18 protein-coding genes are annotated in these 20,477 nt (G+C 71.2%); 6 read left to right on the top strand and 12 right to left on the bottom strand.

The window, feature by feature from the left end; all coding sequences use genetic code 11:
• Nucleotides 1–83: 83 nt before the first annotated feature.
• Nucleotides 84–1,577 carry a hypothetical protein gene (locus tag KK483_RS00140; RefSeq protein ID WP_262002678.1) on the top strand — a complete coding sequence of 498 codons (1,494 nt, stop codon included), beginning with the start codon at nt 84–86 and terminating at the stop codon, nt 1,575–1,577.
• A 290-nt stretch (nt 1,578–1,867) separates the two neighbouring features.
• Here the strand turns inward: KK483_RS00140 and KK483_RS00135 are convergent, their stop codons facing one another.
• The 3 genes from KK483_RS00135 to KK483_RS00125 form a co-directional block, all read right to left on the bottom strand.
• A complete protein-coding gene (locus KK483_RS00135) occupies nt 1,868–3,346 on the bottom strand; it encodes a PP2C family protein-serine/threonine phosphatase (RefSeq protein ID WP_262002677.1) in 1,479 nt (492 codons plus the stop codon).
• 226 nt (nt 3,347–3,572) lie between these two features.
• On the bottom strand, nt 3,573–4,046 hold the full coding sequence (locus KK483_RS00130) for a nitroreductase family deazaflavin-dependent oxidoreductase (RefSeq protein ID WP_262002675.1): 474 nt from the start codon (nt 4,044–4,046) through the stop codon (nt 3,573–3,575).
• Nucleotides 4,043–5,452, bottom strand: a complete 1,410-nt coding sequence (locus KK483_RS00125; protein ID WP_262002673.1) for a cytochrome P450 — start codon at nt 5,450–5,452, stop codon at nt 4,043–4,045. Before KK483_RS00125 ends, KK483_RS00130 begins: the two co-directional genes overlap by 4 nt.
• Nucleotides 5,453–5,685: 233 nt before the next feature.
• Here KK483_RS00125 and KK483_RS00120 point away from each other — a divergent pair, with 233 nt between their 5' ends.
• Nucleotides 5,686–6,363 carry a helix-turn-helix domain-containing protein gene (locus KK483_RS00120; RefSeq protein WP_262002672.1) on the top strand — a complete coding sequence of 226 codons (678 nt, stop codon included), beginning with the start codon at nt 5,686–5,688 and terminating at the stop codon, nt 6,361–6,363.
• 14 nt (nt 6,364–6,377) lie between these two features.
• Nucleotides 6,378–7,109: an SRPBCC domain-containing protein gene (locus tag KK483_RS00115; protein WP_262002671.1), complete on the top strand. Its 732-nt coding sequence runs from the start codon at nt 6,378–6,380 to the stop codon at nt 7,107–7,109.
• 71 nt (nt 7,110–7,180) lie between these two features.
• On the opposite strand, the gene KK483_RS00110 is transcribed toward KK483_RS00115, so the two are convergent.
• The 6 genes from KK483_RS00110 to KK483_RS00085 form a co-directional block, all read right to left on the bottom strand.
• On the bottom strand, nt 7,181–8,005 hold the full coding sequence (locus KK483_RS00110; protein WP_262002669.1) for an amino acid ABC transporter ATP-binding protein: 825 nt from the start codon (nt 8,003–8,005) through the stop codon (nt 7,181–7,183).
• Between the two features lie 7 nt (nt 8,006–8,012).
• Entirely contained in the window at nt 8,013–8,843 is an 831-nt protein-coding gene (locus tag KK483_RS00105; protein ID WP_399012900.1) for an amino acid ABC transporter permease, read from the bottom strand.
• The gene (locus KK483_RS00100; RefSeq protein ID WP_262002665.1) at nt 8,810–9,652 is read right to left on the bottom strand and encodes an ABC transporter substrate-binding protein; all 843 of its coding nucleotides are present in this window, start codon (nt 9,650–9,652) and stop codon (nt 8,810–8,812) included. Before KK483_RS00100 ends, KK483_RS00105 begins: the two co-directional genes overlap by 34 nt.
• Before the next feature lie 205 nt (nt 9,653–9,857).
• Nucleotides 9,858–11,336, bottom strand: a complete 1,479-nt coding sequence (locus KK483_RS00095) for a glutamate-cysteine ligase family protein (RefSeq protein WP_262002663.1) — start codon at nt 11,334–11,336, stop codon at nt 9,858–9,860.
• A 217-nt stretch (nt 11,337–11,553) separates the two neighbouring features.
• On the bottom strand, nt 11,554–12,012 hold the full coding sequence (locus KK483_RS00090) for a transglycosylase SLT domain-containing protein (RefSeq protein WP_262002661.1): 459 nt from the start codon (nt 12,010–12,012) through the stop codon (nt 11,554–11,556).
• Nucleotides 12,013–12,384: 372 nt separating this feature from the next.
• Entirely contained in the window at nt 12,385–14,805 is a 2,421-nt protein-coding gene (locus KK483_RS00085; RefSeq protein WP_262002659.1) for a SpoIIE family protein phosphatase, read from the bottom strand.
• Nucleotides 14,806–15,253: 448 nt separating this feature from the next.
• Here KK483_RS00085 and KK483_RS00080 point away from each other — a divergent pair, with 448 nt between their 5' ends.
• A complete protein-coding gene (locus KK483_RS00080; protein ID WP_262002657.1) occupies nt 15,254–15,742 on the top strand; it encodes a hypothetical protein in 489 nt (162 codons plus the stop codon).
• 24 nt (nt 15,743–15,766) lie between these two features.
• On the opposite strand, the gene KK483_RS00075 is transcribed toward KK483_RS00080, so the two are convergent.
• The 3 genes from KK483_RS00075 to KK483_RS00065 all read right to left on the bottom strand — a co-directional run bounded on the left by KK483_RS00075 (nt 15,767) and on the right by KK483_RS00065 (nt 18,605).
• On the bottom strand, nt 15,767–16,402 hold the full coding sequence (locus KK483_RS00075; RefSeq protein ID WP_262002655.1) for a hypothetical protein: 636 nt from the start codon (nt 16,400–16,402) through the stop codon (nt 15,767–15,769).
• Between the two features lie 525 nt (nt 16,403–16,927).
• A complete protein-coding gene (locus tag KK483_RS00070) occupies nt 16,928–17,851 on the bottom strand; it encodes an RNA polymerase sigma-70 factor (protein ID WP_262002653.1) in 924 nt (307 codons plus the stop codon).
• Nucleotides 17,852–18,131: 280 nt separating this feature from the next.
• Nucleotides 18,132–18,605, bottom strand: coding sequence for a carboxymuconolactone decarboxylase family protein (locus KK483_RS00065; protein WP_262002651.1), 474 nt, complete (start codon nt 18,603–18,605; stop codon nt 18,132–18,134).
• Between the two features lie 540 nt (nt 18,606–19,145).
• On the opposite strand from KK483_RS00065, the gene KK483_RS00060 reads away from it, so the two are divergent.
• Together KK483_RS00060 and KK483_RS00055 are read left to right on the top strand one after the other, a co-directional pair.
• Complete coding sequence (locus KK483_RS00060; protein ID WP_262002650.1) at nt 19,146–19,979, top strand: hypothetical protein; 834 nt, start codon at nt 19,146–19,148, stop codon at nt 19,977–19,979.
• A gap of 4 nt (nt 19,980–19,983) precedes the next feature.
• The gene (locus KK483_RS00055) at nt 19,984–20,361 is read left to right on the top strand and encodes a GntR family transcriptional regulator (protein ID WP_262002648.1); all 378 of its coding nucleotides are present in this window, start codon (nt 19,984–19,986) and stop codon (nt 20,359–20,361) included.
• The last annotated feature ends 116 nt before the right edge of the window (nt 20,362–20,477 follow it).

Genomic DNA, 20,477 nt, shown 5'->3' with positions numbered 1-20,477 from the left:
ACCCTGGCGAACCCTGGCGAATAGTCGCTCAGCATCTGACAGGGGGTTACTGTCAACTCAGCCGAGGAACCTGGGGGCTTGACGTGACCGGAGAACCCAACACCCGCCTTTCCGACCTGTTCGGCCTCGCCGGCTGGTCCAAGGGCGAACTCGCGAGGCTCGTGAACCGGCAGGCGGCGGCCATGGGCCACCCGCAGCTGGCGACCGACACCTCGCGGGTGCGGCGCTGGATCGACATGGGGGAGACCCCGCGCGAACCGGTGCCCAAGGTGCTGGCAGCTCTGTTCACCGAGCGCCTCGGCCGTGTCGTGACCATCGAGGACCTGGGTTTCGTACGGCAGAAACGCACCGGGAAACGGCAGGACGTCAGCACCACGCAGAACCCTGACGGCCTGCCATGGGCGCCCGAACGTACGGCGGCGGTCCTCACCGAATTCACGGGAATGGACCTCATGCTCAACCGACGCGGCCTGGTGGGCGCGGGCGCCGCGCTCGCCGCCGGCTCCGCACTCAGCAGCGCCATGCACGACTGGCTCCACACCGACCCCGCACTCCACGACGACGCCCCCCGCTTCGACGATCCCCTGCACGCCGACCCCGCTGGGTACGACCGCTACGAGGCCGCCCCCATCGGGTCGCAGGAGATCGAGGCGCTGGAGCGCTCCGTCGAAGTGTTCCGCGCCTGGGACGCCGCCCGCGGCGGCGGCCTCCAGCGCAAGGCCGTCGTGGGCCAGCTCAACGAAGTGGGCGGCATGCTCGCCTACCGCCACCCCGACCACCTCCAGCGGCGCCTGTGGGGCGTCGCCGCCAACCTCGCCGTGCTCGCCGGCTGGATGTCCCACGACGTCGGCCTCGAACCCACCGCCCAGAAGTACTTCGTCATCGCCGCGCACGCGGCCCGTGAGGGCGGCGACCGCCCCCGCGCCGGCGAAGCGCTCTCCCGGGCCGCCCGCCAGATGGTTCACCTGGGCCGCCCGGACGACGCCCTCGATCTGATGAAGCTCGCCAAGTCCGGCTCGGGCGAGCAGACCCTGCCGCGTACGCACGCGATGCTGCGCACCATCGAGGCATGGGCACAGGCGTCCATGGGCAAGGGCCAGGCCATGCGCCGCACGCTCGGCGAGGCCGAGGAGCTCTTCGTCTCCGACAAGGGCGATGTGCCGCCGCCGAGTTGGATGCAGATGTTCGACGAGGCCGATCTGCACGGGATGCAGGCCCTCGCCTTCCGCACCCTGGCCGAGCACGAGCCCGACGCCGCGACCACCGCCCAGCGCCACGCCAAGCAGGCCCTGGAGCTGCGCGAGGGAGGCCGCCAGCGGTCCAAGATCTTCGACTACATCTCGCTCGCATCGGCCTGCTTCATCGCCGACGACCCGGAGCAGGCCGACCGGTACGCCCGGCTGGCTCTGGTGTCGATGGGGGAGACCTCGTCCCATCGCACCTGGGACCGGCTGCGGCAGATGTACCGGCTCACCGGAGAGTACGGCGGGTACGCGAAGATCCAGGACCTGCGCGAGGAGATCCAGCTTGCCCTGCCCAACAGCCCGTCCAAGCGGGCCAGAGGCATGGAGATCTGAGGGCCGCCCCTACCCCGGGCCGACTACCCCCTGCCCAGCGGCGACTGTACGCCACGCTGCGCACCGGCGCACGACCGTGACCGCCGTGCCTCGTCGCGCGTACGGCAGTCCGATCGCTAGGGCGTGTTGCGAAAGTCCCGTCTGCGCGGCGGCGTCTGGCACGCACGCTCGCGGCGTTGTCGGTCGTCGGCGCAGCCCGCTGCGCTCTCCTTCCTCCGCCTTGCGATCGCACGCACCAGACGCCGCCGCACCCGCCCTACGGGCGGACGACGCTACTTTCGCAACACGCCCTAGCCGATCCTGGCGACCATCACGCAGGCGTCGTCCTCGCGCTCGCTCTCGCCGAACTCCTCGACGATCGTCCGCACGCACTCCTGTGCACAGCGGGAGACGGCGAAGCGGGGGGCGAGGGCGAGCAGACGGTCCACTCCCGACCCGTCGCGCACATCGGCGCCCCGGGTCAGCCCGTCCGTGTGCAGCACCAGCAGATCGCCGGGAAGCAGCCGCACCTCGGCCTGCTCGTACACCGCTCCGGGTGTCGCCCCGAGCAGCACACCCTCCGGCGGAGTCAGCGCGCGCCCCGTCCCGTCGCGGAACAGCAGCGGGGCGGGGTGTCCCGCCTGCGCCCAGGCGAGCGTGCGCGTCGCGGCGTCGTAGCGGCAGCACACCGCACTGCCGAGGGCGGGCTGCGCCGAGGAGTCCAGCAGCTGGTTGAGATGGCCCATGAGCTCGCCCGGCCGGATCCCGGCCACGGCCATCCCACGCAGCGCGCCGAGCAGCATCGCCATCGTCGAAGTGGCGGTCACCCCATGCCCGGTGAGGTCACCGACGCTCAACAGCGAGCCCCCGTCGGGCAGTTCCAGCGCATCGAACCAGTCGCCGCCGATCAGCGCGCTGCTCGACGAGGGAAGATAGTGGCCCGCCAGATCGAGCGCCGTGGGCCCGTCCTGCGGGAGCGAGAGCGAACCGCGCCACGGCGGCAGCACCGACTCCTGGAGCTCCACCGCGATCCGGCGCTCCGTGCGGTCGATGTGCTGCCGGCGGGCGAGCGTGTCACGGGACTCGCGGACCGCGCGCTGCGTCCGGCGCAGCTCGCTGACGTCCCGTAAAACCGCCCACATCGAGGCGGTGCAGCCCTCGGAGTCGAGCACCGGCTCACCCATCATATGGAGCGTACGGACCCGGCCGTCCGTACGGACGATACGGAACTCGCTGTCGATCGGCTTCCCGTCGATCAGACAGTCCGTCACCAGCTCCTGGAGCAGGCCCTGGTCCTCGGCGAACACCATGGACGGCAGCTCGTCGAGCGACATGGGGCCGCTCCCCGGCTGCCGGCCGAAGATCTGGAAGAGCTCGTCCGACCAACTGACCGCGTCGGTCAGCAGATTCCACTCCGCGCTGCCGACCCGGCTGAGCAGCGAACCGGCCTGCGGCGCCGCGTCCTCGTACCCGTACGGACCCTCGTCATGGTCCTGCTCCTGCTCCTGGTCCTCGGCCAGGTGCTCCGCGCCCTCGGGGGCGTCCGGCAGGGCGGGCAGGCCCTCCTTCAACTGGCCCAAGTGCGCACCCAGGTCGTCGAGGTGATGCACCGCCAGATCGCACAGCGCGCGCTGCCAACGTGTGTGCGGGTCGTCCTCGCCCACGACCGCGTCCCGCCGCACCGCGTCCACGTCGCCGCGCAGGCGGCGGGTCTGCGAGATGAGCTCGTCCACCGTGCCGCGCCGGGGCGGCTGAGGGGCGGGACGGTCCGCGAAGAGATGGGACGGCATGTCGTACTCCGATGGCAGGCGCGTCACGGCCAAGTCTGGGATAAGGACCGGTTACGACTGTTGCACAGCGAGGGAGGACGCGTAAGGGATTTGGCAACACTCGATACGGTGGTGCTTCTGGCATATGTCAAAGGCTTTACGGGTGAACCGGTCCCGCAGAACCCCAACGATTCCGCATCCCGTGCGTCACCGGTCCCACGGTCAACTTCCGTGACGGGGACGGCCGTCAGTCCTTCGCGGTCCGGGTCAGCCGCACCACCGGAATATCCCGCTCCGTGCGCGCCTGGTAGTCGGCGTACGGACCGAACACCCCGACCAGATGCGGCCACACCCGCGCCTTCTCCTGCGGCGACAACGTCTCGGCACGCGCGGGGAATCGCTCCTCGCCGACGCGCAGCCAGACGTCCGGCTCGTCCTGCAGATTGAGGTACCACAGCGGATGCCGGGCGGCGCCGCCGTTCGACCCCACGATCAGGTAGTCGTCGCCGTCCCGGCCGTAGATGAGGACGGTACGGCGCCAGGTGCCCGATCGCCGGCCCTGGTAGTCCAGCAGCAGACACGGGGCGCCGTGCATCGTCGCCCCCTTCGTACCGCCCGACTCCTCGTACAGCCGGGCCTGCTGGGCCACCCAGCCCGAAGGGCTGATCTCCACGGAATCCGGACCCTGCCCTGCCGTCTGTCCCGCATCACGTTCGCTCATGGAGCCACGGTAACTCCACCGGCACCGGCGGGCCGCAGAGTCGCCCGCACCGGAGCGCCCGGCTGGAGCGTCAGCCCCGTCCTCGGCGGCACCTCGCCCGCTCCCGCGTCGACATGGAAGCGCTGCGCCAGTGTCGCCAGCACCAGCACCGCCTCCACCATCGCGAACCGCGCCCCCAGACAGGCCCGCGCCCCGCCGCCGAACGGGAACCAGGCGTGGTCCGGCGCGACCGGCTCCGCGCCCGCCTCCCACCGCTCCGGCCGGAACGCCAACGGCTCCGGGAACCAGCGCGGATCCCGGTGCGCGCTCCACTGGCTGGACCACACCACCGTCCCCTCAGGGACCGGCAGGCCGCCCACCGTGGAGCCCTCCTTCGCGATGCCCGTCATCAGCCACACCGGAGGGAACAGCCGCAGCGTCTCCTTCACCACCTGCTCGGTGTAGGGAAGGCGGCGCAGATCGTCGAAGTCCGGCGTACGGCCCCCGAGCACCTCCGCCAGCTCCTCACCGAGCCGCGCACGGGCCCCGGGACTGCGCGACAGCAGGTACCAGGCCCAGGTGAGCGTCGTCCCCGTCGTCTCATGGCCCCCGATGTAGAGCGTCACCGCCTCGTCGCGGACCTCCCGGTCCGACAGTGGCAGCCCCTCCTCGTCCCGCGCCGCCAGCAGCCGGCTGAGCAGATCGTCCCGCTCCCCGCCCGCTCGCCGCCGCTCCCCGGTCACCCGCCCCACCTCCGCGTCGATCACCTCGACGGCCCTGCGCAGCCTGCGGCGGCCGGGCGTGGGCACCCAGGGCGGAAGGAACAGCGTGAGGCCCCGGAACTCGTCCCCGATCGCCTGCTGCGCCACATCCATGGCGGAACCGATGACGTCCTCACGCCCGGCCGTGTCGGATCCGAACAGCGTCCGCACCGCGATCCGTTGGGTGAGCGCCAGCATCTCGCGGCGCACGTCGATCTCCTGCCCGGGCCGCCACGCCTGCGCCAGCGCGGCGGCGCACTCCGCCATCGTGCGCGCGTACGACCGCACCTGGCGCGGCCGCACCGCGGGCTGCACCAGCGCCCGCTTGCGCCGCCACGCAGGGCCCTCCGACGTCACCACACCGTCCCCGAGGACGAGCTCGAACGCCCACCCGAGCTCGGGATGGCGGAAGGTGGTCTCGATACCGGTCAGCAGCTCGCCGATGTGCTCGGGACGCGACACGAACAGCGCGCGCTGCGGCCCGAGCCGCCACTCCACGACATCGCCGCGGTCCCGCAACCGCTCGAAGAAGGCGAGCGGGTCGCGCGCGAACGCGGGCAGATGCCCCAGCCCCGGCAACCGCCGCGGCCCGGCCACGACGCCCGGCACCGCCGCCCGCGCCGACCCGGTGGCGTCCCGTCCGGGAACAGTGGCTCCTGCGGTCATCCCGATGCCTCCCGAAGTGAACCGCCGCCCGTGCGGCCGGCGTTCGTCGCACACCGTGCGCACGGCATGTCCACGCCCACTCTGCCCGACGCGACACCCGCCCCGGTACCCGGCGCCGCCCTTCGCCCTGGCCCTGGTGCTGGCGCTCACTCACAGCACTCGCGCCCGCGAGATCACGCACCGACAGGAAGATGATTCTGGACAAGAAACGTTTTCGGTGAGAAGGTGGGGCCATGCTGGACGTGACCGTGATCGAGGACCCGTCGGCCGCAGCGGTGTCACTGGACCCGATGCGGGCCAGACTGCTCGCCGAGCTGGCGGCAGGGCCCGCGTCGGCGGCCATGCTCGCCGGCCGTGTCGGGCTGCCCCGCCAGAAGGTGAACTACCACCTCAAGGCACTGGAGCGGCACGGCCTGGTCGAGCTGGCCGGTGAGCGCCGCAAGGGAAACGTCACCGAGCGGCTCATGCGGGCCACCGCCGCCTCGTACGTGATCTCACCCCTCGCCCTCGCCGCCGTGCAGCCCGACCCCGACCGCTTCCGCGACCAGCTCTCCGCCCGCTGGCTGCTCGCCGTCGCCGCCCGCCTCGTGCGGGACGTCGGCACTCTCATCACCGGCGCGGCCAGGGCCCGCAAGCGGCTGGCGACCTACGCGCTCGACGGGGAAGTGCGCTTCGCCTCCGCCGCCGACCGGGCCGCCTTCGTCGAGGAACTGACGCGCGGCGTCAGCGCCCTCATCGCCAAGTACCACGACGAGCACGCCGAAGGCGGCCGCGAGCACCGCGTCGTCGTCGCGCTCCACCCCACCGTCAGACCCCGGATCCCGGCAGCGCCCGACACAACACCCGCATCGACCTCCACGCCGGCCCCCACCCCCACGCCAGCCCCCGCCCCCGCGCCTGAGCACGCATAAGGAGCCACCCCACCATGTCCAAGGAATTCGAGATCGTCCGCGAGTTCGACGTCGACGCCGACCCCGAGCAGGTCTGGGCCGCGATCACCACCGGCACCGGCGGGTGGCTCTGGCCGATGGAGTACGAGCCCAAGGAGGGCGGCGCGGCCCCCTACGGCGGCACCGTCACCGCCTGGGACCCGCCGCACCGCCTCACCGCCCGCACCGAGGACGTCGAGGACATCGCCCAGCAGACGTTCAACCAGCTCGACCACGTCATCGAGCCCCGCCAGGGCGGTGGCTGCCGGGTCCGCTACGTGCACAGCGGCATCCTCGTCGAGGACTGGGACAACCAGTACGACGGTGCCAACAAGCACACCGACTTCTACCTGCACACCCTGCGGCAGTACCTCACCCACTTCGCCGGCCGCCCCGTCGTGTACGCCTCCCTGGACGCCCCCGCCGCCTCCACCGCCCCCGACGCGCTGGAGACCGTGAGCCGCGGGCTCGGCCTGCCCGACGGCGCCGCGGAGGGCACGACCGTACGGATCGACCTGCCCGGCACCGGACTCGTCGAAGCGGTCGTCGACTACCGCACCCCGTACTTCATCGGCCTGCGGACCGAGAGCGCGATGCACCGCATCTTCGGCCGCAACCACTTCGGCGCCCCGGTCGGCGTCAGCGTCCACGACTTCGCCCCCGGCGCCGACGCGGAGAGCACCGAGCGGGCCTGGCGCACCCGGCTGGAGTCCTTCTTCACCGAGTGACCGGCGCGGCGAGGGTCCCGGGCGGGGCCGCGGCACTCGGCCGACGCCGAACCACCGCGGCCCCGCCCCGCTCACTCCTTGACCGGACCGCCCCCGCCGCCCGCGCCCCCGTCGCCCGCGCTCCCGCCCTCGCCGGCACCCGGCTCCTCCGCGGCCGCCGGGTCGAGGATCCGCGTCAGGAAGTTCCGCGTCCGCTCGTGCTGCGGATCGCCCACCACCTGCTCGGCAGGCCCCTGTTCGACGACCACCCCGCCGTCCATGAACACCACGCGGTCGGCGACCTCACGGGCGAAGCTCATCTCATGCGTGACGACCATCATCGTCATGCCCTCCGCCGCGAGCACCCGCATGACCGCCAGGACCTCCCCGACGAGCTCCGGGTCGAGCGCCGACGTCGGCTCGTCGAACAGCATCACCTCCGGGCCCATCGCCAGCGCCCGCGCGATCGCCACCCGCTGCTGCTGCCCGCCCGACAACTGCACGGGATACGCCTCGGCCTTGTCCACGAGCCCGACCCGCGCCAGGTTCTCCCGCGCCACCGCGGCCGCCCGCGCCTTGTCCCGCTTCAGGACCCGCCGCTGCGGCAGCACGAGGTTCTCGGCCACCGTCACATGCGGGAACAGGTTGAACTGCTGGAAGACCATGCCGATCCGGCGCCGCACCGCGTCGATGTCGACATCGGGATCGGTGACCTCCGTACCCCCGACGAACACCCGACCGGCCGTGGGCTCCTCCAGCAGGTTCACACAGCGCAGCAGCGTCGACTTGCCGGAACCCGAGGGCCCGATGACACACACCACCTCGCCGCGCGCGACGTCCAGGTCGATGCCCCGCAGCACCTCGTTGTCGCCGAACGACTTGTGCAGCCCGCGGAGTTCGATCTCGTTCTGCGCCATCCGGTCCTCACTTGGCCTTCGCGGTACGGGCTTCCAGCCTGCGTACGAGGAAACTCAGCGGAATCGTCACCAGCAGGTAGCACAACCCGGCGACCAGGATCGGCGTCGAGTTCGCGGTCTGACTCGCCAGGTCCCGGCCGAACTTGGTCAGCTCCCGCTCGTCCAGCGTCACCCCGAGGAACAGCACCAGCGACGAGTCCTTGAACAGCAGCACCAGCTCGTTCGTCAGCGGCGGGATCACGATCCGGAAGGCCTGCGGAATGATCACCGACACCATCGCGCGTGCATGGGAGAACCCCAGCGAGCGCGCCGCCTCCATCTGCCCCTTCGGCACGGCCTGGATACCGGCCCTGATCGTCTCCGCCATGTACGCGGCGGCGACCAGCCCGAGACCGAGGGCGACCTTCCCGTACACCCCGCCGGGAATCTCCACCCCCGGGAACGCCAGCGGCACCGCCACACCCACGAAAATGAAGATCAGCAGGGCGGGCAGACCACGGAAGAGCTCGATGTAGACGCTCGCGACCCACCGGTACGGCGCGACCGACGACAGCCGCATCAGGGCGACGACCATCCCGAGGACCAGACCGAAGAGGAACCCGGAGAGGGTGTAGATCACCGTGTTGCGCAGGGCGATCGTGATGATGTCGGGGAAGAGCTGACTGGCGAGGTCCTTCTGGGCGAACTGGTTCTGCAACCGGCCCCAGTCCGCGAGCACGGCGACCGCGACCACCGCCGCGACGAAAACGGCGTACTGCACACCCTGCGAGACGCGGCGGCGCTGCCGCCTGGTCAGCCGAGAGGTCACGACTGTCCCTGGGGCAGCGGTCCGATCCACTGCTCGTACAGCTTGTCGTACGTGCCGTCGGCCTTCGCGTCCTTGATCGCCTTGTCGATCGCGGCCAGCAGCTTCGTGTTCCCCTTCTTCACCGAGAACCCGTACTGCTCACCCGTCTCGATGTTCTCGCCGAGGGCGAACGCGTCCGCGTTGGCCTTGTCCTTCAGCCAGCCCTGGACCACCGGATAGTCGATCACCACGGCGTCGACCTGCCCGGTGCGCAGCCCGTTCAGCACGGCGTCCGAGCTCTCGAACGCCACCGGGTCGAACCCCTGCGACGTGGCGTAGCTCTCGCCGGTCGTCTCCGCCTGCGCGCCGAGCTTCGCGTTCTTCGCCTTCACATCGGCGAGCGTGGTCACGCCGCTCTTCTCCGTCGCGAGCAGCGCCTGCGTGGCGTCGAAGTAGGGGACGGAGAAGTCGACGTTCTTCTTGCGCTCGTCGGTGATCGTCATGCCGGCGGCGGCCAGGTCGCACTCACCGGAGTTCAGGAACGCACCGGTCTTGAAGTTCTCGAAAGGCGTGTCGAGGATCTTCTGCTCGACCTTGAGGTTCTTCGCCACCAGATCGACCAGCGCCACGTCGAACCCGACGACCTCGCCGCCCTGCTCGAACTGGAACGGCGGATACGGCAGATGCGTGCAGGTGGTGAGCTTCCCCTTCTCCACCACGGGCACCCCGCCCGCGGCCTCTCCCGGCCCGTCCCCGCCCGACGAACACCCGGCGGCGAGCAGCAGCCCGGCCACGGTGGCACCGGCCGTGACGAACGTTCGCGTGCGACGGGCGCGACGGCCGGCGGCAGTCCTGGACATGGTCGACCTCCATGGGCACGGGACGGCGGGGCGTGGGGCGACCGCCGGGCCATGATCGTATGCCACCGCACGGGGGAGGGCGGGGCACTTCCAGGTTGTCCGGTTCGGGCGTTCCCGGCACCCGCAGGACCGAGATGTGGAGGGGCACGCCCCGGGGACGTTCCCCGGCCGACGGGCTCGCCCACGCCGCGAACGCCCGGCCCGGTCAGTCCACGGGCCAGGTGTGCGCGGGGGCGTTGAGATGCATGAAGTCGATGTACTGCCGCGTCATCAGCCGCAGCGCCTCATGGTGGCCGACATGGCTGGTGTCGGCGATGCGGTGGAACATCTCCGACTGCCACACCGCTCCGTTGCGGCCGGTGACGCACCGCTGCTCGATGATCCCCAGCAGCGGCTCACGCCAGGCCGCGTCCATGCCGGAGAGCTCCAGACCACGGTGCGCCAGCGGCAGTAGCCGCCGCAGCACCAGCTCCGCCACCGGCACCTCGCCCATCCCCGGCCAGTACAGGCGCGCGTCGATCCCATGCCGCGCCGCCGTGTGCAGATTCTCCTCGGCGGCCGAGAACGACATCCGCGACCACACCGGCCGCTCCTCCTCGACCAGGGCCCGCGTCAGCCCGTAGTAGAACGCGCCGTTCGCCAGCACGTCCGCCACCGTCGGGCCGGCGGGCAGCACCCGGTTCTCCACGCGCAGATGCGGCCGGTCGTGGGAGACGGCGTAGACGGGCCGGTTCCACCGGTAGATCGTGCCGTTGTGCAGCGTCAGTTCACCCAGTTCGGGGATGTCGCCGCCGTCCAGCGTCTCCATCGGCTCCTCCTCGTCGCACAGCGGCAGCAGCGCGGGGAAGTAGCGCACGTTCTCCTCGAAGAGGTCGAACACACTGGTGATCCACCGCTCCCCGAACCACACCCGCGGCCGCACCCCCTGCACCTTGATCTCCTGCGGGCGTGTGTCGGTGGCCTGCTCGAACAGGGGGATACGGGTCTCGCACCACAGCTCCTTTCCGAACAGGAACGGCGAGTTCGCCGCCAGCGCCACCTGCACCCCGGCGATCGCCTGCGCCGCGTTCCAGTACGGAGCGAACTCGTCCGGCGAGACCTGCAGATGGAACTGCGTACTCGTGCACGCCGCCTCGGGCGTGATCGTGTCCGCGTACGTACGCAGCCGGTCGACGCCGTCCACCGAGATCCGCACGTCCTCGCCCCTGGCGGCGAACACCTGCTCGTTGAGGAGGTGGTACCGCGGGTTCTCCGAAAGGGCCGCCTCGCCCACATCCCGCTGCCGCAGGGTCGGCAGGATCCCGACCATGACCAGGTGCGCCCCCACCGCGGCGGCCCGCATCTCCGCGTGGTTGAGCGCGTCCCTGATCTCCTTCTCCCAGGAGTCGGGGCCGCCGGCCGTGAGCTGCCGCGGCGGGACGTTGATCTCCAGGTTGAACCTGCCGAGCTCGCTCGACCAGGCGGGATCCGCGATCGCCTCAAGGACGTCGGTGTTCCGCATGGTCGGTTCCGCGGCGCCGTCGACCAGGTTCAGCTCGATCTCCAGCCCCACCTGGGGCCGCCCCGACTCGAACCGCTCGTCGCGCAGCATCTGCGCGAACGCGTCGAGGCACTGCTGCATCTTGTTCCGGTATCGGCGGCGGTCCTCACGGGTGAACACCAGCGCCGGGACGTCACGCCCCATCGGCCCTCCCGAGACTCCTCGGCCCGGCCCCCACCCACCTCTCCAGCGTCCCACTGGATGCCCGGCCCTACCAGTGAAGGGGCCGGTGGTCCGCATGACCGGGCCCCGGGGCGGGCCCGGGGCCGGGATCAGGAGGCGGCGCGGTCAGGCAACGGCGTCAGGCGACGGCGTCGGCAGGCGGCGCGGTCAGGAAGGGCCGCGATGGGCGGGGCCGCGATCAGTAGGGGCCGTTGACGTTGTCGATGGAGCCGTAGCGCTGGGCCGCGTAGTTGCAGGCGGCGGCGATGTTGGCGATCGGATCGTAGATGTCCCAGGACGTGCCATCAACGTGGTATGTCCGAAATGTAGGATCAATCACCTGCATGAGACCTTTGGAGGGTATTCCCGCCTTTGCATTGGAATCCCAGAGATTGATGGCAAAGGGGTCGCCGCTGGATTCCCGCATCAGATTACGGCGGATTCCCTCGTGCGATCCCGGAATGCCCTCGGCCTTCATGATGAGCAGCGCGTGATTGATCCAGACGTCGAGACGCTGGGAGCTCACGGGGGACGCGGCGGCCGGGGTCGGGGCGACGACGGCGCTGGTGGCGAGCACGACGGCGGCCGCGGCCGTCGAGCCGGCGAGGTAGCGGACGGCCTTGGACGCCGCTCGTCTGGGGAGTACGGAAAGCCGCATGATGCCGCCCTTTCACATGATTTTACGGTGCGTGATCGTGTGCGAGGCGGTTCATCGAGGAATGGGTGATTCCGCCTGGGATTTCAGCATCCGTATGAAGACGGGCGGCGACAAGATGTGGTTTCTGTGATTGCTGACACAGGTGTGGCGAATTGGCCCGAATCGTTTTTCCATGAATTAAGCGATGTGGCAAAGTTTGTTTTAAATGTCCGAAATGCTTAGCTGTGTACGGAGATAGCGGGACTTGGTACCCGCCGCCTCATGGCGGCGCAGCCCACCTCCGAGGGACCTCAACCGGCCTCGCGGCAACGGGAGTTCACCGTACGGCGGCAACGTCACGGGTCGCAGGACCCGACGCGGCAGAGCCGGACCTCAGGCCCCGGTCAGGGACTGCTCGGCCCAGATCGTCTTCCCCGTCGGAGCGTGCCGAGTGCCCCACCGCTCGGCGAGCTGGGCGACGAGGAGCAGACCACGCCCACCCTCGTCGAAGGTCCGGGCCCGCCGCATGTGCGGCGTGGTGCTGCTGGAGTCGGAGACCTCGCAGATCAGCGTGGTGTTCTCGTGGATCATCCGCATCTGGATGGGCGGCCGTCCGTAGCGGATCGCGTTGGTGACCAGCTCACTGACGATGAGCTCGGTGATGAAGGCCGCGTCGGTCAGCCCCCACGCCGCCAGCTGCCCGGTCGCGTGCCGGCGGGCCTCGGAGACGATCGCGGGATCCGATGCCAGATCCCACGCGGCGACCCGGTCGGTGTCCAGCACCCGGGTACGGGCGATGAGCAGGGCGATGTCGTCATCGGGCCGATGGGTCAGCAGAGCCGCCAGGACCCGGTCGCAGATCGTGTCCAGCGCCGAGGCGGGATGTGCGAGCGCCGTGAACATCCTGTCCAGGGCCTCGTCGATGTCACCCTCCCGGGCCTCCAGCAGACCGTCCGTGTAGAGCACGATCAGGCTGTCCTCGGGCAGCTCCGTCTCGATCGTCTCGAACGGCAGACCGCCCAGACCCAGCGGCGGACCCGGCGGCACGTCGAGGAGATAGACGGCGGCATCCGGCGTGACCACGGCGGGCGGCGGATGACCCGCCCGGGCAAGGGTGCAGCGCCGCGAGACCGGATCGTAGACCGCGTACAGACACGTGGTGCCGATCCCGGCGCTCTCCGCCCCTGTCTCGTCCGCCGAAAGCCGGATGACCAGGTCGTCGAGGTGCGTGAGGAGCTCGTCGGGCGGCAGATCGACGTCGGCGAGGGTGCGTACCGCGGTCCGCAGCTGCCCCATCGTGGCGGACGCGCGGATCCCGTGCCCCACGACGTCACCCACGACGAGAGCCACCCGCGCACCGGACAACGGGATCACATCGAACCAGTCGCCCCCCACCCCCGCCCTGCTCCCCGCCGGCAGATAACGCGAGGCGACCTCCAGGGCCGCCTGGTCCGGCAGCGAGTGCGGAAGCAGACTGCGCTGCAGCGTCATCGTGGTCGTACGCTCGCGGGTGTACCGGCGCGCGTTGTGGATCCCGGCAGCCGCCCTGGCCGTCAGCTCCTCGGCCAGCCACAGGTCGTCCACCTCGAAGGGCTCCGCACGCCGACTGCGCCCGAACAGCGCCACGCCCAGCGTGATCCCGCGGGTACGCATCGGCACCACCATCACCGCGTGCGTACCCGTCTCGCGGATCCAGGCGGCACCCGGATCCCCCGCCACCCACCGGGCGAACGCGGAGTCCGCCGCCGCGTACCGGGCGCCGCGCTCCTGCTCCAGACACTCGGCCACCGGCGAAGGCTCCGGATAGGCCACCGTTTCCCCCACCGTCAGCAGCGCCCCGGAGCCCTCGTCCAGAACCGAGCGCACCGCGGTCCGGTGCATGGCGAGCGGCCGCCCCGACGGACCTGCGGCCGGCTCCTCGGCGTGCTGGGGAAGGTCGCACAGATCGACCACGACATGGTCGGCAAGCCGGGGCACGGCGATATCGGCCAGCTCCTGCGCCGTGTGCACGATGTCCAGCGAGGTGCCGATACGGGCACCCGCGTCGTTCAACAGCAGCATCCGCTGCCGCACAAGGTGCTCGTCAGCCCGGTGATGCACGGCCAGACACACGGCGCGCACCCGCCCGCCCGGACCCGTCAACGGCGCCAACGAGGCCGACCAACCGCCGCCCTGCGGCTCGCTGCCCGCGACCGGAAAGGAGCCCTCCACCGGCTGCGGCTCCCCGGTCTCGAACACCAGCCGCATCTTGCCCTCGGCCTCCTCGCTCGCGGCGGCCGGCGCGATCTCCGGCAGCCGCAGCCCCCGCATCTCGCCCTCCGCGAACGACAGCGCCCGCTCCATCCCGGCGTTGGCCCGCACCAGCCGCAGACCGCCGTCGAAGACCGCGAAGGGGCACGGAGCCTGGGCGAACGCCTGATCCCCCCAGCCCTCACCACCAGGCACCCCGGGCCCGCCCCCCGCGGCACTCACCACAAGCCACTCCACGCCCTGACCGCCCGCCGCCACCCGATGCGCGAGCACCCCCAGCCGAACCCGCCGACCGTCCTGATGCCTCAGACCCACCCACCCGCTCCAGCGCCCCCGCCCCGCCGCCTCTTCCCACTCGCCCGCGCCGCCCTCATCGGCGAGCAGCCGACCGGCGGGCCCCCCGACGACCTGCGACGACTCGTACCCGAGCAGCCGCCGTGCCCCCTCGCTCCACCCCGTCACCACCCCCTGCGCACTGACGGTTGCCGTGGCCGTGTACGCCGCCTCGACCACGGCGTCCGCCTCCTCCGGCCGCTCACCAGGAGGGGTGGGAAGTCGCTCCATCGCCGCTCATCTCGCCCTCGCCGGTTCGTGTCTGCGTTCCTCGCGGATTCCTGCACGGCCAGGCTCTACTGACCAGGATGATCCCGTGGGGAGGGGAGCACCAGTGGAGTGCTTGCGGGGTCCCTGAGCTGGGTGAATCGCAGGCGGCAGAGTCCCGCACACCCGTCACGGTCGGTCGCCTCCGAAGGGCGCGCCGAGCCGCTACGGCAGCGGTTCGGCGGTTCGCCCGGCCTCGGTGACGAGAGCGTCATGCCGTCGTGGGCCGGGCCCACGAGATGGATGCCACCTCTGTGTCTCACGATGTCGCAAGGGGGGAGGCCGAGCGTCCGTCGGGTGCGGCAACCTGTGTGAGGGTTCAAGTTCCGTCGGGGGTCGTGTGGTTGGGCTATGCTCTCGGCGCTCTGCCCGGTCCGGGCGGGGGCGGGGACGGATATGTCAGGGGGAGCGGATGAGGGCTCGTGCGCGGCGGCGGCCGTTCGTGACGCTGCTGCTGGTGTGCGCGGGGGCCGTGGCGGCGGCCGGCTGTGGTGGTGCCGACGACGGGCAGGCCGGTGACTCGCTGGAGTTGGAAGAGAAGTGGCACGACCGGATCAGCGACGCCGTCGCCGCGAAGCCCGAGGGCTGCCGGGCCGGCGTGGGCAGTGCCTGTGAGACGCATGCGGCGGCCGTGCATGCCGTCACGGAGCAGTTGCGCGAGGAGGTGGCGGCCCGCGCGGACAAGGAGCGGTTCCAGGCGGCGTCGGACGGTGCCACCGCCATCGACAAGGACTACGACGAGTACTTCGGCAAGCTGTGCGCCACCGTGCCCGAGACCACTCTCGATGCGGCCACTTCCCAGTTGTTCGCGACCTGTTCCGGGCTCTACACCACGATCATCACAGGTGCGGCTGACCTTCAGCAGAATCTGCGCCCGTCGGACGGGGACCAGGCGGGCTGAGAACCGCTGAGAACCCGATCCCGGCTACGTCGACCGGCGCACGCTCCAGTCGAAGTCGCCCCAACACACGAGGGTGTCGTCGGCGTCCGTGGTCTCGGTGCGGGTGGAAAAGTTGGCGCGGTGCACCTCACCCGTCAGCACGGGGCGCAGCGCCGCGCGGGCGGTCCGACTCAGCCGGCACGAGGCGAGGAGCCGCCCCCGTGCCGGTGCGGTGAACCGGAGCGAGGCAGCCGCCCCGAGTGGCACCAACCCGTCGCACTGCTCCGGGTGTTCCGCGGCCGCGATGATCGCGGCTAGGGCGTGTTTCGAAAGTCCCGCCTGGCCCACGACGCCTGGCACGCACGCTCGCTGCGTTGTCGGAGTCGTCCAAGTACGTCCAGTACGAGAACGACCCTTCGCCTTGCGATCGCACGCACCAGACGCCGTGGGCCCCGCCCTGCGGGCGGACGGCGCCACTTTCGAAACACGCCCTAGCCCTGCCGCGTCGACGAGCGTGATCAGACCACTGGAGTGCAGTGAGCCGATGACGTTCGTCAGCTCCGGCGGTGTTTCCAGGGCCACTTGGGCCGCACCGTCCACGGCGCTCACGACTTCGATGCGGGCGGTTCGATGCGCGGGGACGGGGTACAGCAGGTGCCGGGTGTGTTCGGTGGCGTCCATGCGGGCAGCGTCTCAGCGCCGGGCGACGTGGGCGTGACAGCGGGGCGAAGCGTCGGCACCCGGGGCAACGGCCCTGCCCCGGAGCCCCCATCCGGATTCCCCGCGTTCAGTCCGCTTGCTCGGCCGCCCTGGGCGTGGCGTCCATGGCGGCGGGCGGTCCGGGGACTCGTGCATCGCCTGGTCCAGGGTGGTGTGGAGGTCGCTCGGCACGGCCGCGCTCCCTCGTGCGCCGCCGGTGGAGTTCGACCCGGTGTCGGAACGGAGGCTTTCGGCGGGCTCTTCCATGCGCCGGATGATCTCTCGGCCGAGTGGGGAGGAACAGCGCAGTACCAGCCGCCCCCGGTTGTCCGGCCGTGCGCGGCCGGGGGCTTGGCGCGTGCGGTCGACGGCAGCGGGTCTTGCCCGTTCGCGGCTTCGTGCGCAGCGGTCGGGTGTCAGCGGTGGATGCCATGACCGGCCGTGCCGCCGTGCCGCCGTGCCGCCGTCCGGCCGGCCTCGCAGAGAGCGGCCGCCCGTGGACCCCGGTCAGTTCCTCTGCCGGCGCGCCCGCTTCACCTCGCGGTCGACGGCCCAGGCGTCGGCGACCGGTCCGAGATGGCCGAGCTTGTCGGGGTTGATCACCGAACGGATGGTCTGAATCTGCCCGTCGAGCACATCGAGAGCCAGGATGTGGAGCACCTTGCCGTCCCGGTCCCGGAAGACCGCGCCGGGCTGGCCGTTGATCTCGTGCGCCTCGAACGTCACGTCGATCCGGATCAGCCACGGAAAGACCGTGCCCAGCAGCCGGGCCACGTTCTGCGCGCCCACGAGCACCTGGGCCAGCTGCGGGGCCTTCCCGCCGCCGTCCCCGACCAGCTGCACATCGGCGGCCAGCAGCTCCTGCAGTGCGCCCACATCGCCGTCCTTGAGCGCGTCGAAGAACCGCGTCGCCAGCTCCTGCCGTACCTGCCGGTCCGCAGCGAACCGCGGACGCCCGGCCTCCATGTGTTGCCGTGCCCGTACCAGCAGTTGCCGACAGGCCGGTTCCGAACGCCCCACCGCCGCGGCGACCTCGTCGAACCCGAAGCCGAACACCTCCCGCAGGACGAACACCGCCCGCTCCAGCGGGCTGAGCCGCTCCAGCAGCAGCAGCGCCGCCATCGACACCGAGTCGGCCAGCTCCACCGACCGTGCCGGATCCTGGTACGGATCGCTGAGCAGCGGCTCGGGGAACCAGGGGCCCACGTACTCCTCACGCCGCACTCGCGCGGAGCGCAGCACGTCGATCGCGATCCGCGTCACCGCGGCCGACAGGTAGGCCTTGGTCGACGCAGGCCGTACCGACGAGCCGTCGAAACGCAGCCACGTCTCCTGCACCGCGTCCTCGGCCTCGGTCACACTGCCCAGAATCCGGTAGGCGATCGAGAACAGCAGCGGCCGCAGCTCCTCGAACTCCTCGACCTTGCTCACGCCGATTCCCTCTCCGTGTCGTCGTCCCACCGGGCCGTACGCGCCGGCGCAGACAAGTGCCGGTGATCATCCGGATCACCGGCAGGCCGGAGCAATGTCCCCCGGCACGGTGGCCCGGAGCCCGGAGCCCGGAGCCCGGAGCCCGGAGCCCGGAGCCCGGAGCCCGGAGCCCGGAGCCCGGAGCCCGGAGCCGGAGCCGGAGCCGGAGCCGGAGCCGGAGCCGGAGCCGGGCGCTTGCCCTGGCCCCGGGCCCTGGCCCTGGCCCCTGTCCCGATGCCGTTCAGTGGAACTGCCCGGGCTCGTAGGCGCCGGCCGGCTGCTGGGTGATGACGTTCAGCCGGTTCACCGTGTTCATGAAGGAGACCAGCATCACCAGGGCGGTGAGCTGTTCCTCGTCGTGGTGCTTGGCGGCGTCCGCCCACACGGCGTCGCTGACCCCACCGGCCGCGTCCGCGACACGGGTCCCCTGCTCCGCCAGTTCCAGCGCGGCGCGCTCGGCCTCGGTGAAGACCGTGGCCTCGCGCCAGGCGGCGACCAGGTTGAGCCGCACCGAGGTCTCGCCGGCCGCGGCGGCGTCCTTGGTGTGCATGTCGATGCAGACGGCGCAGCCGTTGATCTGACTCACGCGAAGCGCCACCAGCTCCTGCGTCGCGGCCGGCAGAGCCGAGTCCTTGAGCGTCCTGCCCGCTGAGATGAAGTGCTTGAAGGCCTTGCCGGCCGTCGGGCTGGCGAAGTAGTTCAGTCGCGCGTCCATCGTGTGCTCCTCTGCGGTGGTCGGTGGCTACACCCCTGGGACGAGGTAGCCCGGCCCCCTGTGACATGGACCAATGTGACCTGCGTCGCCCAGCCGTCGGCACAGGGCATCCGACCTGCTAGCCCTGCCTGGTCAGAGCCCGTGTCAGCCCGTCGCCTTGACCGATAGCGACCCTGCTGACACAGCATGACGTTCCGATCCGGGCACCGGGGGGGAGAGAGACCGCCTCGGGCACGCGCCTGACGTGCTGCGCTTCGAGGCAGCCACGGCCGGGCCGCCCATGCCGCGGACCGGCACCGGTCGACGTGGTGCACGCGGTGCCCACATACCTGGGCTCCGACCGTACGAACGCCGCCGCCGTGCGCGGCGCGGCCGTGTCCTGGGCCCGCGGCAGCATGCCGGTGCCCAGTGCACCGGTATTGAGGTGAACCCGGCCGACAGGATGGGGAACACCGCCGATGCCACCGCTCTGCGCGCGGATTGACTTGTCTCAATGCTTGTCTCACTATGGTGAGACAAGCATTGAGACAAGGGGGCGTCGTGCCGAACGAAACGACTCCGGACGCCGACCAGTCGGCGCGTCCGGTAAACCTTGAGGGGGCCCGCGTGTGGCTGGCCGGGCACGGACTGACCGACGTCCCTCCGACCCCGCTGCTGGCCAGGCGTCTCGCGGTGCGGTGGCGCGCCCGTCTGGCCTCTCAGATCCTGCTCGCCGCGTTCATCATCGCGATCGCGCTCATCTACGTCGGCGAACGGTCGGCGGGCGCCGCGGGTGACGGGTCCGGGGCGTACCGGAACTGGTCGCTGCTGCTCCTGACGGCGGTGGTGGTGGGGTTGGTGCTGGCCCAGGCGCTGCTGGACCGGTGGGTGCGGCGGGTCGACCGGCGGGCCGGCGCGGCGTTGCCGCGCCGGGCGGCGCACCTGGTCCGGCTCGGCTGGCGCACCGTGCTCGGCTGGCCGCGAGCCGCGTTCGCGGCTGCCACGTTCGCGGGCGCGCTGGCGCTGGCGATCGGCGCCCTGGCCACGCGGGACTCCACTGCACGGTACGCGGCGGTCATTCTGCTCATCGCACTGTGCGGGGTCGCGGCCGGCGTGGTCGTCCAGCTGCGCCATATCCTGACGCACCCGGTCGTGGCCGACGACGAGGACTCGCTGACGGCCGACATCATCATGCGGGTCGAGGACGCCCGCGAAGTCGCCACGCCCACCGTGGTGTGGTCGCTGCCGATCGTGTCGGTGTTCGATACCGCGCTCGGCTGGTGGAACGTTGCCTGGCTCGTCTTCATCGTCCTGAGCGTCATCACCCTCGCCCTGATCACCATGTCGACCGCGCGGAGCAGCGCCGCGGCGAGGCACGCGACGAGCGTCCGGTGAGCCGGTGATCGTCATCGACTCGACCTCGCCCGTCCCGCCGTTCGAGCAGCTCCGCGCGCAGCTCGCCCGGCAGATCCAGGACCACACACTGGCCGCGGGCACCCGGCTGCCGACCATCCGCCGCCTGGCCGCGGACCTCGGCCTGGCCGTCAACACCGTCGGCCGGGCCTACCGGGAGCTGGAGGTGGCGGGGCTGGTCGAGGCCCGCGGAGCGGCCGGCTCGTTCGTGTCCGCAGCGGGCGAGGAGGGACGCGAACGGGCACGCCGCGCCGCCGCCGAGTACGCCGCCGTCATCGCCGGCGTCGGCATCGACACCGACGAGGCCATCCGCATCGTCCAGGCGGCGCTGACCAATAGCACCGCAACATCACCCTCGTCATGACCGGCCGCCCCGCGCCTACCGGTAGGTGTCCTGCCGTGATCCGGCCTCCGGCTGGGCGTACCGCTCGGCCGCCCAGGCCGTAACTTCGCACGGAACTGAAGGCGTTCGGCGGCCGG

The sequence above is a fragment of the Streptomyces sp. FIT100 genome (assembly GCF_024584805.1).
Lineage (GTDB): Bacteria > Actinomycetota > Actinomycetes > Streptomycetales > Streptomycetaceae > Streptomyces.
This window is presented reverse-complemented; position numbering and strand designations above follow the sequence as displayed.

Coding starts and splice junctions, on each gene's coding strand:
- KK483_RS00095 (WP_262002663.1), bottom strand. CDS start 11,336: ATGGGGCGTGACGTCCCGGCGCTGGTGTTCACCCGTGAGGACCGCCGC.
- KK483_RS00110 (WP_262002669.1), bottom strand. CDS start 8,005: ATGGCGCAGAACGAGATCGAACTCCGCGGGCTGCACAAGTCGTTCGGC.
- KK483_RS00065 (WP_262002651.1), bottom strand. CDS start 18,605: ATGGACGCGCGACTGAACTACTTCGCCAGCCCGACGGCCGGCAAGGCC.
- KK483_RS00080 (WP_262002657.1), top strand. CDS start 15,254: ATGAGGGCTCGTGCGCGGCGGCGGCCGTTCGTGACGCTGCTGCTGGTG.
- KK483_RS00130 (WP_262002675.1), bottom strand. CDS start 4,046: ATGAGCGAACGTGATGCGGGACAGACGGCAGGGCAGGGTCCGGATTCC.
- KK483_RS00115 (WP_262002671.1), top strand. CDS start 6,378: ATGTCCAAGGAATTCGAGATCGTCCGCGAGTTCGACGTCGACGCCGAC.
- KK483_RS00120 (WP_262002672.1), top strand. CDS start 5,686: ATGCTGGACGTGACCGTGATCGAGGACCCGTCGGCCGCAGCGGTGTCA.
- KK483_RS00135 (WP_262002677.1), bottom strand. CDS start 3,346: ATGCCGTCCCATCTCTTCGCGGACCGTCCCGCCCCTCAGCCGCCCCGG.
- KK483_RS00075 (WP_262002655.1), bottom strand. CDS start 16,402: ATGGACGCCACCGAACACACCCGGCACCTGCTGTACCCCGTCCCCGCG.
- KK483_RS00090 (WP_262002661.1), bottom strand. CDS start 12,012: ATGCGGCTTTCCGTACTCCCCAGACGAGCGGCGTCCAAGGCCGTCCGC.
- KK483_RS00100 (WP_262002665.1), bottom strand. CDS start 9,652: ATGTCCAGGACTGCCGCCGGCCGTCGCGCCCGTCGCACGCGAACGTTC.
- KK483_RS00125 (WP_262002673.1), bottom strand. CDS start 5,452: ATGACCGCAGGAGCCACTGTTCCCGGACGGGACGCCACCGGGTCGGCG.
- KK483_RS00085 (WP_262002659.1), bottom strand. CDS start 14,805: ATGGAGCGACTTCCCACCCCTCCTGGTGAGCGGCCGGAGGAGGCGGAC.